The organism is Salinimicrobium gaetbulicola (assembly GCF_042676025.1).
Lineage (GTDB): Bacteria > Bacteroidota > Bacteroidia > Flavobacteriales > Flavobacteriaceae > Salinimicrobium > Salinimicrobium gaetbulicola.
In genome coordinates this window covers 944,292-960,574 of record NZ_JBHTJP010000035.1, presented here as the reverse complement: position 1 = coordinate 960,574, position 16,283 = coordinate 944,292, and the positions used below count along the sequence as shown (strand labels likewise).

13 protein-coding genes and 1 tRNA gene are annotated in these 16,283 nt (G+C 40.7%); 6 read left to right on the top strand and 8 right to left on the bottom strand.

What is annotated here, in order from left to right:
* Nucleotides 1-53: 53 nt before the first annotated feature.
* Nucleotides 54-1,103 carry a Gfo/Idh/MocA family oxidoreductase gene (locus tag ACFQ1G_RS13725; RefSeq protein ID WP_380740468.1) on the top strand — a complete coding sequence of 350 codons (1,050 nt, stop codon included), beginning with the start codon at nt 54-56 and terminating at the stop codon, nt 1,101-1,103.
* Here ACFQ1G_RS13725 and ACFQ1G_RS13720 read toward each other — a convergent pair.
* The 3 genes from ACFQ1G_RS13720 to ACFQ1G_RS13710 form a co-directional block, all read right to left on the bottom strand.
* Nucleotides 1,100-2,470: an alanine/glycine:cation symporter family protein gene (locus tag ACFQ1G_RS13720; protein WP_380740466.1), complete on the bottom strand. Its 1,371-nt coding sequence runs from the start codon at nt 2,468-2,470 to the stop codon at nt 1,100-1,102. The genes ACFQ1G_RS13725 and ACFQ1G_RS13720 overlap by 4 nt on opposite strands.
* Before the next feature lie 72 nt (nt 2,471-2,542).
* Nucleotides 2,543-5,101: an ABC transporter permease gene (locus ACFQ1G_RS13715; protein ID WP_380740464.1), complete on the bottom strand. Its 2,559-nt coding sequence runs from the start codon at nt 5,099-5,101 to the stop codon at nt 2,543-2,545.
* Complete coding sequence (locus tag ACFQ1G_RS13710) at nt 5,098-5,784, bottom strand: ABC transporter ATP-binding protein (RefSeq protein WP_380740462.1); 687 nt, start codon at nt 5,782-5,784, stop codon at nt 5,098-5,100. Before ACFQ1G_RS13710 ends, ACFQ1G_RS13715 begins: the two co-directional genes overlap by 4 nt.
* Before the next feature lie 64 nt (nt 5,785-5,848).
* On the opposite strand from ACFQ1G_RS13710, the gene ACFQ1G_RS13705 reads away from it, so the two are divergent.
* Nucleotides 5,849-6,535, top strand: a complete 687-nt coding sequence (locus ACFQ1G_RS13705; protein WP_380740460.1) for an arylesterase — start codon at nt 5,849-5,851, stop codon at nt 6,533-6,535.
* A gap of 91 nt (nt 6,536-6,626) precedes the next feature.
* Nucleotides 6,627-6,700, top strand: a tRNA-Arg gene (locus ACFQ1G_RS13700).
* Between the two features lie 145 nt (nt 6,701-6,845).
* On the opposite strand, the gene ACFQ1G_RS13695 is transcribed toward ACFQ1G_RS13700, so the two are convergent.
* The 3 genes from ACFQ1G_RS13695 to ACFQ1G_RS13685 all read right to left on the bottom strand — a co-directional run bounded on the left by ACFQ1G_RS13695 (nt 6,846) and on the right by ACFQ1G_RS13685 (nt 9,865).
* Nucleotides 6,846-8,129, bottom strand: coding sequence for a pentapeptide repeat-containing protein (locus tag ACFQ1G_RS13695; RefSeq protein ID WP_380740458.1), 1,284 nt, complete (start codon nt 8,127-8,129; stop codon nt 6,846-6,848).
* A 418-nt stretch (nt 8,130-8,547) separates the two neighbouring features.
* Nucleotides 8,548-9,534, bottom strand: a complete 987-nt coding sequence (locus ACFQ1G_RS13690) for a hypothetical protein (protein ID WP_380740456.1) — start codon at nt 9,532-9,534, stop codon at nt 8,548-8,550.
* Between the two features lie 55 nt (nt 9,535-9,589).
* Nucleotides 9,590-9,865: a helix-turn-helix domain-containing protein gene (locus ACFQ1G_RS13685; RefSeq protein ID WP_380740454.1), complete on the bottom strand. Its 276-nt coding sequence runs from the start codon at nt 9,863-9,865 to the stop codon at nt 9,590-9,592.
* Between the two features lie 85 nt (nt 9,866-9,950).
* On the opposite strand from ACFQ1G_RS13685, the gene ACFQ1G_RS13680 reads away from it, so the two are divergent.
* Both ACFQ1G_RS13680 and ACFQ1G_RS13675 read left to right on the top strand, forming a co-directional pair.
* A complete protein-coding gene (locus ACFQ1G_RS13680; RefSeq protein ID WP_380740452.1) occupies nt 9,951-11,243 on the top strand; it encodes a DNA-methyltransferase in 1,293 nt (430 codons plus the stop codon).
* Between the two features lie 4 nt (nt 11,244-11,247).
* Nucleotides 11,248-12,330: a CfrBI family restriction endonuclease gene (locus ACFQ1G_RS13675; RefSeq protein ID WP_380740450.1), complete on the top strand. Its 1,083-nt coding sequence runs from the start codon at nt 11,248-11,250 to the stop codon at nt 12,328-12,330.
* A gap of 30 nt (nt 12,331-12,360) precedes the next feature.
* Here ACFQ1G_RS13675 and ACFQ1G_RS13670 read toward each other — a convergent pair whose 3' ends face one another.
* Together ACFQ1G_RS13670 and ACFQ1G_RS13665 are read right to left on the bottom strand one after the other, a co-directional pair.
* Nucleotides 12,361-13,302: a hypothetical protein gene (locus ACFQ1G_RS13670; protein WP_380740448.1), complete on the bottom strand. Its 942-nt coding sequence runs from the start codon at nt 13,300-13,302 to the stop codon at nt 12,361-12,363.
* 8 nt (nt 13,303-13,310) lie between these two features.
* Nucleotides 13,311-14,648, bottom strand: coding sequence for a phage integrase SAM-like domain-containing protein (locus ACFQ1G_RS13665; protein ID WP_380740446.1), 1,338 nt, complete (start codon nt 14,646-14,648; stop codon nt 13,311-13,313).
* Nucleotides 14,649-15,124: 476 nt separating this feature from the next.
* Between ACFQ1G_RS13665 and ACFQ1G_RS13660 the strand changes: the two genes are divergently transcribed.
* Nucleotides 15,125-16,279 carry a porin gene (locus ACFQ1G_RS13660; RefSeq protein WP_380740444.1) on the top strand — a complete coding sequence of 385 codons (1,155 nt, stop codon included), beginning with the start codon at nt 15,125-15,127 and terminating at the stop codon, nt 16,277-16,279.
* Nucleotides 16,280-16,283: the final 4 nt, after the last annotated feature.

Below are 16,283 nucleotides of genomic sequence, written 5' to 3'. Positions count from 1 at the left end.
TTAAAACTTCCCGATTTTCGAAAGACAATCCGGGTAAAACTACTCTTTCTTTAATGAAGCAAGTAAATATCGGCCTGGCAGGATATGGTTCAGGAGGCAGGATCTATAACGCACCTATTATAAAGAGTATCGAAGGATTTTCGGTGCAACAGATATTAACTTCAAATCCTGAAAACATCAGGTGGGCTAAAAAGGATTTTACGCAGGCAACAGTGGTTTCCAATTATGAAGACATGCTGAAAGATCCGGAAATTGAACTGGTGATCGTTCTCCTTCCTAATTTTCTTCATTACGAATTTGCTAAAAAGGCTTTACAAGCGGGAAAACATGTGGTGGTGGAAAAACCTTTTACCACAAGCTATAAGGAGGCAGAAGAACTTATTGAACTAGCCCGAACAAAAGACCTGATCTTAAGCGTAAACCACAATCGAAGATGGGACAGTGATATTCGAACGGTCAAAAAGATCATTTCTGAAGGCCTTTTGGGCAGATTAGTTGAATATGAAGCACACTTTGATCGCTTCAGAAATAACATCAAAGATAGCTGGAAGGAAAAACCAGAACTTCCCGGAAGCGGTATACTCTACGATCTTGGAAGCCATTTGATCGACCAGGCTTTATCTACCTTCGGAAACCCCAAAGAGATCTTTGCCGACATCAGGCAGCAGCGGGATGGCGCCCATGTTCCCGATAATTTTGAACTCTTACTGTTTTATCCCTATTTAAAAGTCACTTTGAAAGCTGGTACCCTTGTAAAAGAAAAAGGAGCTACTTACAGCCTTTTAGGCACCCGTGGCAGTTTTGTGAAATATGGCGCCGATGTCCAGGAGGAAGCAATCAAAAAAGGCAAAATACCGAATCAAGATCCTAATTGGGGTGAGGAACCGGATAATATTTGGGGTAAACTAAATACCCTCGATGAGGATAAAGTAATCAAAAGCGAACCAGGAGATTACAGGATCCCTTACCAAAACGTGTATAACGCAATCATACAAAAGGAAAGCTTACTCGTCACTCCACAGCAGGCTGCAGACGTGGTAAGGGTCATTGAACTGGCTCAACAGAGCAATAAAGAGAAAAGGGTAGTTCCCTTTGACTATTAGATCTTCAGTTTGGCAAAATATTTCTTTGCTTCCTTCATTACCCTTGGAGCCATAATGAGCGTAGCCGTCATGGTAGGGATGGCCATTAGCGCGAAAAATCCGTCGATCAAATTGATCATCATACTCAACGAAGTGGTCGCCCCTATCAGGATACTAAGAACATAAAAGTAATTATAGTAATGCTTCCTCTCAGCACCCAGCAAGAAGGAAAGACACTTTGTTCCGTAGTAAGAATAGGAGAACAGGGAAGAAATACTAAAAATAGCGATGCATAATAACAAGAGATAATTTCCGTAGACCGGTATAGAAGCATCAAAAGCAGCCGCTGTCAAACTAACTCCATTAACATCTGTAGTCTGCCAAACTCCTGTTACCAGGATTGCCATCCCCGTTAAGGTACAAACCACCAAAGTATCAATCGCCGGACCTAACATAGCCACCAGTCCTTCACGTACAGGCTCGGTAGTCTTAGCCGCCCCGTGAGCCATTGGCGCAGTACCAATCCCTGCTTCATTCGAGAAAGCTCCCCGTCTGATACCTAAAATTATAATTCCGCCTAACACACCTCCTAAAAATGGTTCTCCGCTATAATTATTCGCAGCAAAAGCATCGGTGAAAATAAGTGTAAAATATTTTGGCACTACTTCAAAATTCACAATAAGAATGATCAATACCGAAAGGAAATAAAGCGCGACCATTGCAGGCACAAGCCTTGAAACGGTATTACTGATTCTATTCAAACCACCAAAAATTACAACTGAAGTAATTGCCGCGAGGATCAAACCAACGATAAGATTGGAAGTGAAATCCACTTCAATCCCATTCGGTGTAAGAAGGATGTAATTTATTGCCTGAGTAAGCTGGTTCACATTAAATACCGGAAGTGCTCCAATGAGTCCCGCCACACTGAAAAAGGCCGCCATGATCCACCATTTTTTTCCAAGACCTTCGATGATGAAATACATGGGTCCTCCTTGTAATTCGCCTTTGGTATCACGACCCCGGTACATTACCGCCAGGGTATTGGTGAAAAATTTGGTTGCCATCCCAATGACCGCACTTACCCAGAGCCAGAACATGGCACCAGGCCCACCAATGGCGATCGCGACAGCCACTCCCGCGATATTGCCCATACCAATAGTTGAAGCCAGGGCTGTTGAAAGTGCTTTGAAATGATTGATCTCCCCGGGGTCATCGGGATTGTCATATTTTCCTCGCAGCACCTCGATGGAATGCCTAAGGTATCTGTAAGGAAGAAATTTTGAATAAATCAGCAGATATAATCCGCCCCCGGTAAGTAATATTAAAAGCGGAAGTCCCCACACGAAGGAGGCGAAATCAGCTATAATCCCGTCTAGTTTAGCCATGAAACAAATATAGCAGAAGCCTTAAGAAAACCTAAATTTTTTCTCAACAACATCATTTCCGATCATTTCCCTTTAACGCGCCTCCTTCCGAAGCACCTCCAGTGGCGGGCTTTTAATTATTCCTATGCTATTTCCCAGTCCAATAGCCAACACGAGTAAAGTAATGGCCGGAAAAATGATAATGAATGGAACCATTGACGGAAAGAACCGGGTATCAAATAACAACCATGCCAGCAATTGACTACTGACCAGAGATAAAAATATACCTGATAAACTGCCCAACGCCCCCAGGTAGAGATATTCAAGAGCAGCGATCTTTAGGATCTGCTTGCTTTTTGCCCCGAGGGTCCTGAGTAACACACTTTCCCTGATTCTTTGATATTTACTGGTTCTTACAGCACCCAGCAAAACAATGATCCCTGTGAATATACTGAAGAATGCCATGAAATTGATGAGCAGTGAGATCTTATCAAGGATGTCCCCGATCACCGTGAGCACCTGCCTTAGATCAATTATGGAGATATTGGGAAATAGTCGAACCAATTCCCGCTGCAATCCAGCTGACGCCTGATCATCTGGTACTTTTGTGGTAAGCACCCTAAATTGAGGTGCATCCTCGAGCACACCGTTAGGGAAAACGAGCGAAAAATTCAGCTGCATTCTTGCCCAATCCACTGTCCTCACACTTTGGACAACTGTGGACATTACAACCCCCTGAATGTTGAAGCCCAAGGTATCTCCCACTCCTACTTTTGCACTTTCGGCAAAACCATCACTTACAGAAATGGGTATATATTTTCTACCCTTCGCTTCTGAGACCCACCTGCCCTCTTTGAGAGTTTCCGAAGAAATAAGTGAATCCCTGTAAGTAACCCTAAATTCATGATTGAACACCCACTGATTAATTCCTGAGGTAGTATCCTTACGAAGTTCATTCACCGGTACGCCATTAATGTTTTGTACCCTCATGGTCACTATTGGAATAGAATTAATTAACGGGAAGCCTTGCTGCCTAATAGTAGAAGCAACACCTTCCTCCTGTGTTGTCTGAACATCAAGCAGGATCATATTAGGACTATCTGCCTTGCCTTCAATTGATGCCTGGGCAAGTAAGAGGTCTTTAGTGAAATAAAGGGTACTGATGAGGAAAGTTCCAACTCCAATGGCAAGTACCAGGGTGAGGGTTTGGTTTTGAGGCCGAAAAAGATTCCTTAAACTTTGACGGGATGCAAAACCCCATGAGGTGGGGAAATATTTCCTTATCAGCTTCATAAACACTCGGGCTATTCCTGCCAGAATAGAAAAGGTTACTAAAATTCCTGTCACAAAGCCGGCAGCATACTTAAGGTCACCCAGTAACCAGTAGGAAAAGAGAAAAATGAAAAGAAATATCCCAAATGAAACCAGGATAGCAGATTTCCGGGATTGGGCAACTTCTTTCTCCTGCACCCGAAGAGTTTGTAAAGGTGAAACATAGAGAGTTCCCATTAAAGGATAAAAAGCGAACAGCAATGACATAAAAATCCCTAACAGTATCCCCAAAAAGACAGGTTGTGCCGAATAGGTGATCTCAACCTCAAAAGGAAGAAAATCTCCAAGCACCATTGGAAAAAGACCTTGCAGCAACAGCCCCGTAACCGTTCCAATAATTCCTCCTAAAAATCCCATTCCCGCGATCTGAATCAGATAGATCAAAAAGGTCTGTTTCCGGGTCGCTCCAAGGCATTTCAATAAAGCCACAGCCTTTAGCTTTCCTTTGATGTAAATGTGTATGGCACTGGCAATCCCCACACATCCCAACAGCAAGGCAATGAAAGCGACCAGGTTCAAGAATTTGGCGAAATTCTCATACCTGCGCCCCAGGCGTTCACTGGTAGAAGTGTGGGTGTCAAGATCGGCATCATTTTCATCGAGAACAGGCTCAAGCCTTTCTTCTAGCTCTTCCATGGAAGTACCTGCTTCAGCCACGAAATAATATTCATAATCAATTCGGCTGCCCCTTTGCACAAGGCCAGATTCAGCAATGTATTTATACGGGATGATCACAGGGGGAGCCACGGAACTGAATAAAGATGAACTCCCGGGTACGGAATTCAGAGCGCCACCAACCGGTAGTTTAACTGCTCCTATTTTGATACTGTCACCAGGCTGCACCTTCAGCTGCGCCATAACCGTAGCATCGACCAGGGCCACGTCGCGAGTCCTGAAATCGGTTGCTGCAGATGGTGGAGTTGTTTCCAACTCTCCGTAAAATGGAAAATCGCCCTCTATTCCCCTTACCTGAACTAATTTTGTGGCTCCATCCTTTAAAAATGCAGCCATAGAAGAAAACCTGATCTCCCTGGCATCAGCACCACCAAGGGAATCAATGATCTGTTGCACCCTTTCATTGGGAGGGTTATCACTGTCAATAATAAAATCGGCTCCCATGAGGGACTTTGACTGCAGGTCAATATTATCTTTCAGGTTTTCTCCAAAAGACTGGATCGCTACCACTGCGGCAATCCCGAGCACGATAGAAGCCATAAACAGTGCCAGTTTCCTGCTGCTAGCTTTCCCATCCCTCCAGGCCATCTTAAAAAGCCAGGTAACCGAACTATTGGAAGAACCTGTGCTCATGTCATTTTTCATGATGCCGAAATATCTTTTGAAACTATTTTACCTCCCTTTAACCTCAGGATCTTCCGTGTCTTTTGTGCCAGTTCAATATCATGGGTCACTATGACAAGTGTGGTTCCCAGTTCTTTGTTTAGATCAAAAAGAAGCTGCTCCACCTTTTCCCCGGTAATGGCATCAAGATTTCCCGTAGGTTCGTCAGCAAAAAGAATATCCGGGCGATTCGAAAATGCCCTGGCGACTGCCACTCTTTGCTGCTCGCCCCCCGAAAGCTGAGAAGGATAATGATGCAACCGGTCACCCAATCCTACTTTTTCAAGCAAGTCCCGGGCAGTTACAGAAGCGTGTTTTTCTCCTTGTAATTCCAGAGGAACACTAACATTCTCTAAAGCAGTTAAGGTTTGCAGCAACTGAAAATCCTGAAAAACGAAACCTACCTTTTTGTTCCTAAGTACAGCGCGTTGGTCTTCATTTAGCAAATTAATGTTCGTGCCGCAAAGGGAAATTTCTCCGGAATCGGGCCTATCCAACCCTGCACAAAGACCTAACAGAGTGGTTTTCCCACTTCCCGAGGGGCCTACTATTGCAAAGGTCTCCCTTTCTTCTACGTTAAAACTTATATCCTGAAGCACTTTCAGCTGTTTAGAGCCACTGGAATAGCTTTTCTCCAAATTATTCACGTTTAATATCCTGGCCATCCTCTTTTTTCTATATTAGAACAAGAAAAATAAGGATTTGATTTTGAATATGATGCTTGAAACCATGAGAAACTTAAACCCCCTTCACCTGCTGTTCGTAATAGTTCTTTTCCTATCCTGTGGAGATCAAAAGCAGGAGCAGGAAAAACCTGTAGAAGAAAAGGAAAACAAAGAGCAGTCAAATGAAGAAGGAAAAACAAAAACAATACTATTCTTTGGCGACAGTCTTACAGCCGGAATGGGACTTGATCCCAATGAGGCCTTTCCGGCTGTAATACAGGCGAGGCTGGATTCTCTCGGATTCAAGTACAATGTCGTCAATGCCGGACTCAGCGGAGAGACGACTGCGAGCGGTAAGAACCGAGTTGACTGGGTTCTAAACCAGGAGGTGGATATTTTTGTGCTTGAACTAGGTGCAAATGATGGTCTCCGGGGAATTTCACCGGAGGAGACTCGAAAAAATCTTCAGGAGATCATAGATCATGTGCTCAAGAAATATCCCGATAGCCAAATCATTTTGGCAGGCATGCAAATCCCACCAAATATGGGCCCGGAATATACGGCTGCATTTAGGAGCATATTTCCTGATTTAGCCGAAAAAAATGAAGTTAAACTTATCCCCTTCTTACTCGAAGAGGTGGCGGGAAATCTCAAACTCAACCAGGAAGACGGGATACATCCTACTGCCGAAGGCCACAGGATCCTGGCCGAAAATGTGTGGAATGTATTGCAGCCCATGCTAAAGAAATAATATGCCTTTATTTTCTAAGGAATTGTTTTTGTTTTTTATAAAATAGATTATATTTGCACCCGCTTACCGAAACAGGTAAGTCATTACACAAGGCCTCGTGGCGCAACTGAATAGCGCATCTGATTACGGCTCAGAAGGTTCCAGGTTTGAATCCTGGCGAGGTCACTAAGATTAAATAAAAATGAAACGCAACCGCTTACAAATAAGGAGGTTGCGTTTTTATTTTGCTTCTACCTTAACGTTTTTAGTCCACCGGTAGTCCACAAGGAATAAATTTGGGTTTATTGTTAACCTTTCCCATAGAAGCGCTTCACTGGCTTGCACTCAAAGACAACACGATTTTTTTGTCAGGTTTCCGACTCCGGTCAGAAATCAACTTGTTGTAGTCTTCAACTATCTTTAAAGCATCCTCTTCATTGAATTGCGATTCACCACTAACGGCGTATTCACTATGAAAAACAATTCCAGAAGTATCGGCATAGCAACCAATAAAGCTGGTGAGCCTCTTATCAAGCTCCTCCTCAAAAGTTCCCATTAGAGAGCTCACTCCATCAAAAACACATTGTTCAACCGTCCCAAAGAATTCTACCTTTTCCAAGCCAGCCGCACTGAAGTCACAGCCGTAAAGACTGTTCTGAATCTTCATGGCATATAAGCCACTACCAGCAAAACACATATTCAAAATCTCTTCTTTTCCTAAGTCACATCCGATTAACCTGCATGCATAAAATTTTGACTGTCCAAAAGTGCACTCAATCACCAAGTAACTCAAGACTACATCTAATGCTGTGATCATAAGATAAGTATCTCCAGTGAAACGGCATGAATTCAAGTACCCGCCTTCTACAAAAAGATCAAGCAGAACGCAGTTGTCAAAATGTACATCATTATATGAAGGAGCATGGAGACTCGATCCTAAGAAATCACAGTCTTTGAAAGTAACTCTATGAACACTTATTGGCATTATTGACTTGCACAAATTCCAGCTCTTTATCTCACAGTTCGAAAGCTCTATCATTGAAAGATTACAATTCCGCAGATCAGGGGTTGAATCCAAGAATGCTTTCTGAGTATAGAGATTCCTTATGATTTGGCTTATAGCACTCCATTTGATTTCCTGTGTTTGCTTTTGCAGATTAGCTTCTGACCTGACATAGCTACAAAAAATGTCAAGTATCACATTCCCGTATTTATCTGGGAACTTTTCCGCGATATCATTTAATTCTGCAATACCTCCTAAGATGACCGGTTCTTTTTCACTCCCGAGATGCTCGATTGCTGTCTTAAATTGCTCGCTTGTTAGCGATTCTCTTGATAGCTCTATTTCATTACTTTGATTAGCAATAGCCAAAGTCTGTGCTTCTACCGCTCGCTCTGCAGCTCTTGCTCTTAAAAAAGACACATATAACCCATACAGGACAAACAGACCTCCAAAAACGCTAAGAGAGACTTTTAAGAGCTCGCCATTCCTGTTAAGATTGAAAGGGAACGCAAAGCATGCAATTTCAGAACCGTAAAAAAGAAGGATTAGTCCCAGGATACCAGCAATCAACAGCAAAATAAGAGGGAACAAATGTTTTTTTATGAAGCTCATTTCTTAAAATTTTCATAAATATATATAATGCTCCCGAATCCCGTAAAAAACTGCTGCAATATTTTGATAATGGGACACATAAGGGAATGCAAGACAGAGAATACTAGTGAAATCCTTATACGCAAACAAACGTAGATTAAAAGGCACCTCTCAAGGGTTGGATATTACAGGAAACTACAAAATATAAGGGTAGAATCTATATAGAGATTACCCTTAAGAGATCTCAACTATAGTAGAATACCGTGATCCAAAAACAGATCCCCCCTTCTGTGATAGAAGAGGTGATACTGTAAGGGATCTCGAGTTGAAGATGTCTGTGAGGAAAACTGCTTTCCTGAAGGTATGGGCATTACCTTTCACTACGTAGCTTAAAAATTTTAAGTTTTTTTGAATGCCCGAGTTCGAATCGTTTGTCGCATCATTTGCTAGCATTTTGCTGGAGCTTTTGCTGCGGCAAATTACCTATTCCGGATTTCACCTCTTCAATATTTGCATGTATACTAGAGTCTTTACTGTTGCTTAGGATAGATAAAAACCTCTCAATCTGCCTTAACTGATAGTAGGTTCCTGTCTTGCTTGGAACCTTTCTCTTGACGTGTTCCACTATTCTCTTATGATCTCCTTTGTAGAAGCTGAATAAATATTGCGCGTAAATGAGATGCTTCTCTTCAGTTAGAGTTAAGTTTTCAGCAGTAATTGATCCAGGAAAATCTAGCTGACCATTAATGATCTTATCAAATGCAACAGCGTTCAGGGTTGTGTCCTGAAGTATCTCCGGAAGTGTACTGGTGGAAAGATATTTCTTAATGGTTCCTGCTGTTGAGAGCTTGGTTTCCATCCTGATCTTGTTTTTAAAACCCAGAGCAGCCTTTGCGTATTCTTTGAAGAACCTCTTGTCCTGTATTGAAGGTGACTCTTTGGAGTAAAATGTCGTGTACAGTTTTTGACTTGCGATTTTCTCCTTGAATACGATTCCAGAGTCATAGGTGGTTTTATAGAACTTTGGTGCTATCAGGTGATTTAGAGAGTTGAAGTAAGAGGATGCCGGCGCTGTGACTGAAATATCATCAGCAACATCAATACGCTTGAGATCACAATCCTCTAAAAAAGAAGGATCCAACTTCACCCCTAAGGCACTAACCTCAGCCAGTAGTCGCTCTAAAGTATTTATAGTAATTCCTTCAGAGTATTGATCCTTGAGTATTTTGCTGTTTACCTGTAGAGCAACGAAATCAAAGGTTTCGTTAACGTTAAGGCTTTCCATTCCGAAGGATTTAACAGCAAGAGAATAGTTGTCTACAACAAGATCATTCACCTTCTTGATTCTCGCATGATTAAACCTGCTTCTGTCAAAATCCTGTAAATATCCCGTATGTGTTTTTAGTTGAATGGTGTCCAGTTTCATTGGTCTAATTTTTAGTCCCTTTTACGGTATAATTATATATAGCCTCAGCAAGGATCTAATAGGGTATTAAACTCTCCTCTATTTCGCTTCTCTTAAAATAAACTCTACCTCCTATTGCATGGCGTTTGAGAGTCCCTTTTTTGCTCCAATTGTGGACGCTGCTAATATCAATTTTAAGCAGCTTTGCGACCTCTTCTCTGGTTAGAAGCTCCTCCGGTTGCTTGGGAGTGAAATGTTCCTTTATTTGCTCTAATTCTTTCTGAAAGACTGCTCTTAATTCGTTAATGAGATCTTCTGGGGTTGCATTGTGTAGCTGAGTGATTGTGCTCATGATTTCTGTTTTATTATTTACTCAGCAAATGTCCTTCAGCATCAATTCCGATCTATGGCAGTTTTTTCCGAAAACCGGAAAAGCAATGAATAGGAAAGAAATAGTTGTTATCAGCAAATACCTTAGGACCGCCCCCACTTCAAAAGTTAAAAATTTCTTATCATTGCTAATCGAAAAAAAGTTGATGATGACCAGAAAAAGCAATAAAAAAGACAAGTATAAAGTTAAAACCGTTACTGAAGCTAAAACCGTAGCGAAAAATTACTTGAAATCTCTTGATTTAGAGAAGGTTACAGAGTTCGGTTTGCCGGAGGTTGATGACAGATACCATATTTGGAGAGTGCCGGTACTAAGAAAAGATAAAGGAACCACAGAAAAATTAGGTGAAATAGTTGTTGATGCTGAGACTACCCTTGTAAGCGAAAAGAAAACTACGTCTAAAGAAGTTTTAGAATCACGTCTGTTGGGAAGACAGACTGGAAAGAAAAAAAGAAGAACAAAGGTGGAGCCTCCAAAGATTTCCTCCCTTCGTAATACAGTTGGTTTCGGTGATTCTGAAGAACTTTTATCAGAGACTCCTAACGAATCAGTAGACTTAGTTTTTACCTCGCCTCCCTACTTCAATGCAAGGCCAGAATATGCGGAATATTTATCCTATGAGGAGTACCTGTTGAAAATGCGAAAAATTATTCATCAAGCTCATAGAGTTTTAAATGAAGGAAGATTTTTTGTGTTGAATGTATCTCCAGTACTTATAAGGAGAGCTAGTAGAAGTGAAGCATCAAAAAGAATTGCGGTTCCATTTGATTTCCATCAATTGTTTATTCAGGAAGGGTTTGAATTTATTGACGATATCCATTGGGTTAAACCAGAAGGTGCCGGATGGGCTACCGGTAGAGGCAGAAGGTTTTCAGCGGATAGGAATCCATTACAGTATAAACCGGTTCCTGTAACGGAGTATGTATTGGTCTATAGAAAGAAAACCGATAAACTGATTGACTGGCATATCAGAAAACATCCTGATCAAAAAATCATAGAAGAATCAAAGGTTGAGGATGGTTATGAAGTGACAAACCTTTGGAAGATTCATCCAGCTTACAGTAAAAAACACCCTGCTATTTTCCCTCTTGAGCTGGCAGAGAAAGTCATCAAATACTATTCGTTTAAAAATGACGTAGTCTTAGATCCTTTTGCTGGAATAGGCACAACCGGAAAGGCGGCTGTTAAGAATGATAGGAGATTCGTGCTCTTTGAGAGAGAGGAAGACTACATGAAAGAGATTAAGAAAAATATTAAAAGCTGGTTCAAGGCTGAAATGCCTAAGATAAACTGGCTCAACATGGCAAATCCATTTAACGAGGAGACTGCTGCAAAATAACTCTATGGCTAAAAAATTACTGTCCAAGCAAATCCCGGAGGTAGGCAGAAGATTAACAAAATTCACTGGAAAAGAAATGATTGACCGTGTAGGTCGAGAGGTCATTAATGGAGTGGTAGCTTCTATCCTGAGCGGCGGAAACGTTCGCACTCTAACTGAAGGACTTACACAAAGAAGAATCGTTCTCTCGAATGCCTCTTTCTTCTTGACCTATTTGAAAGGCTTGGAAACCTTTGAGGATTTTGAGGAGAACATAGATAATATTGTAACAAATGAGCTGCTCGAGAACAAACTGAAGGCTGAGGAGAAGATCTTTCTTCAATGGTTCTTAGGATTGACTGGGAAGAGTATACAAAACGTCTTGCGAAGCAATCCAGAGGAGGTAGAAAATCATCTTAAGGAGTTTTCCAATAGGATCACCTCAGCCTCGAAGGAGCTAACGGAAGAATTTGGAGAACTAAACACGGCAGTATCAATCTCTGAGAATAACTACCTGCTTAAGTGGCCAAGTATTTTAAGACTCTTCTACGGCATAGGAACCCAAACTCTCGCACTGAGGGGAAGTGAAAAGTCCATGTACGGAAAGCTGTTTGAAAAATTGATTTTGGGAGCAGTTTTGACTTTACTCGGCTTTGAGCAAATAGATCCTGAAAAAAGCAGCAAAACCAACAAAGTCTTCTGGCTTTCTCAAAGAAAAAATAAGCGAGAAAGTGATGCTACGATTTTGTCAAAACCGGGTGTAGGCGCACGTTTTGATATTGGCTTTATAGGACCAGGAAACACAGAAATTTCCCTCGATAAGGTATCGAGATTCGAAAGGGAAATGGATCACGGAAGACAGCTTCATTATATGTCAACCATAATTTTGGTAGACCGGATTGGAGAAGGTAGCCGAATTACTGACATGGCCTCAGAAATTGATGGCCATATAGTTCAGATGAGCATGACATACTGGGTTAAAGAGGTGGCTGAAATCTTGCAGGAAAAAGTTGGACATAAACACCCTATACTGAAGATGAGCGGAGAGGAAACTCTAGACTACATTGAAAAGGAAATGGAGAATATTGACCTGAAAAACTTCATGTAACCTGAAGATTAGTTCTTGCTTGACTCGTCTTCATTGGAAGTACTTCTCCCTGATCAATCTATAGTTGTTTACCCGGTGCTCACTAGATGATTTACTTAAGGAACGAAAATGACCATGTGCTAGGAGGATTTCAAATACCTTGTTAGAAATAAAATGATTCTCCTTCAGCCACAGCGTAAAATCTGAGTGTTTTATTCGGTACAAAAGTCCATCTCTTCTGAGCTGTTGAAAAAGGAAGCTAATGTCTACATAAGGAGCTATCACATGCTGCTCAAGATATTCTTTAAACAGCAGGAAAGCTCTGTTGTCAGATCCCTTAAATACTTCCGGAAAAGGGTTGCTGAAAATATCTTCCTGCTCCTTTACCTCAGCAGGTAGATTTTCTTTTACATAAGATAGATACTCTTTTTCCTCTTGAAAAAACCTAGTGCCATTCTCGTAATCAATTTTAGCCATTGAAGATATTACGGCTTTTAGATCCTCCTCCCTTTGCCTTAGAGATAGGTTTTCATTTCTTTCTATAAAAGCGTTATACTGAGATCGTTTCACAAAATCTACGACCTCATCAGTATTAGAACTTACCGCTCGATCTAAAAATGCCATACTCAGCTGAGGTATACCTTCCGGTTGTCCAGAATCCTTTAATAGTGAAGAATAAATCATGACTTCTGAAAAACTGATAGCTGTTAATTTCCATAAGTCTTCTGAGGAATAGTTTTTACTTGTTCCAGCGGCATCTATTTGCAGCTGAACCTCCGTTCTTTGGCTAATTAGCTCAAAGTCTTCCAAAAGATCTAACGTGGGATCTAAAAGCTTCTGGCTTGATATATGCTTTACAAAATCCGCAATTAAATACCTTTTTTCTCTTGGTGTGAACTTTGTGTAGTCTGATTGTAAAAGCTTCTGAATAGCCGCGAATATCACTCCTTCAGGATAACAGTTGCGGTATGAGTCAAAATTGAAAATTTGCATAAGGGTGGTTAATTTTCATTTACAGCTGCCTTAACCACTTTTAGCTGAGGCTCTCTGTTTCTTGTTTCCAGCACACCCCTCATCGCATGGCCAAGAGCAACAGCATTTTGATCCTCAGTTCTACCGACATACCTCAGGAATTGCGCTTCTGTTGAATGTCCTGTTGCACTAATTAACAAAGGAGTTTTAATACGACCATAAAAATTTGTAGCGAAAGATCTTCTCCCAATGTGACTACTTACTGCTTTAAACTTCTGCACTAGTACTTCTTCATTCCTCTTTGTCTTTGGGTTTTTCATTTGGACCTCAACTAAGTCATTGACCTTAGCAAGCCGACATACTTCCTTTATAGCTCGATTGTACATCGCTTCATTACTGTCTTCATTTTTTGAAAAGATCGGCGGGAATTTCCCGTCCCTCTTTTTTAATATGTCAACCACCTCAGGCACAAGCGGAATGCTAACTGGTTTCTCTGTCTTGTCCTGTTTGATGTTTAACATATACATTTTCTCTTCCATATTATAGGTCACATCATCCTCAGAATAATACAGAAAGTCTGACACCCTTTGAGCAGTATAACAGCTTATTACTAGCCAATCCCTTGCAGTATCCAGACGCTCCTTCTCCAGTTTCACCTCAACAATTTTTTTGATATCCTCAAAGCTCAGGTGAATATGCTCTGCTTTTTGAAATCTAAGCCCTTTAGCAATGTATTCCAGTTCTGGGTGTGTAGGTATTCCATTTTCCTTAGCATGGTAGCATATGGTCTTAATTACCTTTAGAGTCTGCAACTTTGTGTTATTAGCATAGTTTTCTTTGTCGCACCAGCTCTGGAAAGATCTACTAAACCTCCTGTTTACCTCTTGGATATATATCTTCCCGTACGTTTTTTGAAATGCTTCCACCCTGTTCCTGATAGACTTGTTTTTCTTTAGTGTAGTAGGTTTTAGCTCATTTTTCTTCACTTCATAATAGTAGTCAAAATATCCTATGAGATCTACCGGTAGTTCATCCTTCTTGCATGGATTTATTTGCTCCTTTAGCCAGTCACTATTAATAGTCTCATAATCCTTTCTATTATTTAGCGCCGTAGTAAGGCTAAACCTAAGTAGATCAAGATCTTCTTGTAGACTATTTAGAGCCATGTTAGTTTCCTGAACTAGCTTCTTTGTCTGAATATCTGCTCCAGACGGCATTCTTAAGTTTTTCGTTTTACCCTTGACAAAGTGGTCTGGATTTATTTTTAGATTAGTCTTCGCCTTAGCGTCAATTCCACGTCCTTCTCTAATCCGGACATATATAGGAGCTGGGTTCTTTTTTGATTGAAGAAAGAAAGAAAGTGCCATGTGTTAAGTTTGATTTCCGGAACAAATATAGCACTAGTCCACATTTAGTCCACACCTAGTCCACATTTTTAATTAACATTCAATCTTATTAGCAGAAACAGATAGCAGATAAAGCCTTTAAATGCAAGGGTTTTGATGTGTTACTAATGAATATACCGGGTTGATAAAAACCAGCAGTTCTAAATGTTTGAGTTCTGGCGAGGTCACATAAAGCAGAAAGTCTCCATGAAAATGGGGACTTTTTTCATTTTAGGTCTATTATGAATTTGCTTAATGTTCCCGAATAAAAGTCCCTCCTCGCAGTTGCGAACTTACTATCGTACAAACTCAGAATTCACACCTTTATCAATTCCAATCCCTGCAAAATTCTGGATATCAGAAATAAAAGCTCTTTTATATTATAAGTTTACACACTGATTTCAATAAAATTCAGTAAATTCTTAGGATACTTCAGAAAACAGCAAATTTTAATTCCTATGATAAAGTCATTATTACTATGTGTGCTTTTACTCACTCCTCTATTGGGATTTCCGCAGCAAAATGATAGTCTGCCTGAACCTTTGATCCCTTTAGAGAAGATCGAACTCTTAAAAAACATTAATATCACCTTTGATATGCGTATGGATTTTCAAGCGTATACTTTCCGAGGTGGAGACAATTATTATAATGGTATCCAGTTTGAAAACGGGCATACGGCTCTCGGTATCTCTGGGAAAGTACACGAAAGGATAAATTTCAATTTCAGAAACCGCTTTAATAAAGGAGGTGATGTACAAACCCTGGATCAACTGGGCAGCAATATTGAATTAGCTTATCTGGATATAAAAATAGGACCGACCCTCAATCTCTTAGTAGGGAAAATGACGGCATTTTATGGGGGCTATGAGTATGAGTTCAGTAACCTGGATGTTCTGGAATATAATGACATTTATAACAATGCCCTGGCATTCGTAACAGGAGCGGGAATTAATTACCAGATTTCGGAAAATCACAAATTAGGGTTGCAGGTATTAAACTCGCGAACCATGCATTATGATGACCTTTACGGGGATATAGTTGCTGAAAACATTCAGGAGCCTGACTGGCCGGTAGCAGTTGTGGCCAACTGGCGCGGAAGTTTTTTTAATGATAAGATCCAGACCATTTATAGCGTGAGCCATTCAAATGAAGTTAAAAAAAGAGGCACAACATTTATCACATTAGGCCATAAATACGAAAACAACAATCTAAACCTGATGTACGACTTTCATTACAGCTATGAACAGGTCGATACGAAGGGTATCGTAACCAATATTGTAAGTATCGAACAGGTGGCTGAAGATGTAATGTATATCGAGAACTGGTTAAGGGCTGAATACCGCTTCAATCAAAAATTCAAGGCATTATTAACACTCATGACCAGCAGTGCCTATGATAATGTCAAAACCACTAATGACCACATACGAACCAGCTATGGCATGATCCCCACCTTATATTACCGTCCTTTTAAAAATACTAATGTCCGGTTTTACGTAGCTTATATCGGTAGGTATTTTGATTATCCAGGTTCTGTTGAAGAAGAATTTGGTGTTTCAAGTTATAATAAGAACGATTTTAGGCTCGGTTTTATCGCCCCCTTGCTCTTACTGTAAACAA

What these genes read in the sequence shown, in the direction of transcription:
- ACFQ1G_RS13725 (WP_380740468.1), top strand. Translation starts at nt 54, where the DNA reads ATGAAGCAAGTAAATATCGGCCTGGCAGGATATGGTTCAGGAGGCAGG.
- ACFQ1G_RS13720 (WP_380740466.1), bottom strand. Translation starts at nt 2,470, where the DNA reads ATGGCTAAACTAGACGGGATTATAGCTGATTTCGCCTCCTTCGTGTGG.
- ACFQ1G_RS13715 (WP_380740464.1), bottom strand. Translation starts at nt 5,101, where the DNA reads ATGAAAAATGACATGAGCACAGGTTCTTCCAATAGTTCGGTTACCTGG.
- ACFQ1G_RS13710 (WP_380740462.1), bottom strand. Translation starts at nt 5,784, where the DNA reads ATGGCCAGGATATTAAACGTGAATAATTTGGAGAAAAGCTATTCCAGT.
- ACFQ1G_RS13705 (WP_380740460.1), top strand. Translation starts at nt 5,849, where the DNA reads ATGAGAAACTTAAACCCCCTTCACCTGCTGTTCGTAATAGTTCTTTTC.
- ACFQ1G_RS13695 (WP_380740458.1), bottom strand. Translation starts at nt 8,129, where the DNA reads ATGAGCTTCATAAAAAAACATTTGTTCCCTCTTATTTTGCTGTTGATT.
- ACFQ1G_RS13690 (WP_380740456.1), bottom strand. Translation starts at nt 9,534, where the DNA reads ATGAAACTGGACACCATTCAACTAAAAACACATACGGGATATTTACAG.
- ACFQ1G_RS13685 (WP_380740454.1), bottom strand. Translation starts at nt 9,865, where the DNA reads ATGAGCACAATCACTCAGCTACACAATGCAACCCCAGAAGATCTCATT.
- ACFQ1G_RS13680 (WP_380740452.1), top strand. Translation starts at nt 9,951, where the DNA reads ATGAATAGGAAAGAAATAGTTGTTATCAGCAAATACCTTAGGACCGCC.
- ACFQ1G_RS13675 (WP_380740450.1), top strand. Translation starts at nt 11,248, where the DNA reads ATGGCTAAAAAATTACTGTCCAAGCAAATCCCGGAGGTAGGCAGAAGA.
- ACFQ1G_RS13670 (WP_380740448.1), bottom strand. Translation starts at nt 13,302, where the DNA reads ATGCAAATTTTCAATTTTGACTCATACCGCAACTGTTATCCTGAAGGA.
- ACFQ1G_RS13665 (WP_380740446.1), bottom strand. Translation starts at nt 14,648, where the DNA reads ATGGCACTTTCTTTCTTTCTTCAATCAAAAAAGAACCCAGCTCCTATA.
- ACFQ1G_RS13660 (WP_380740444.1), top strand. Translation starts at nt 15,125, where the DNA reads ATGATAAAGTCATTATTACTATGTGTGCTTTTACTCACTCCTCTATTG.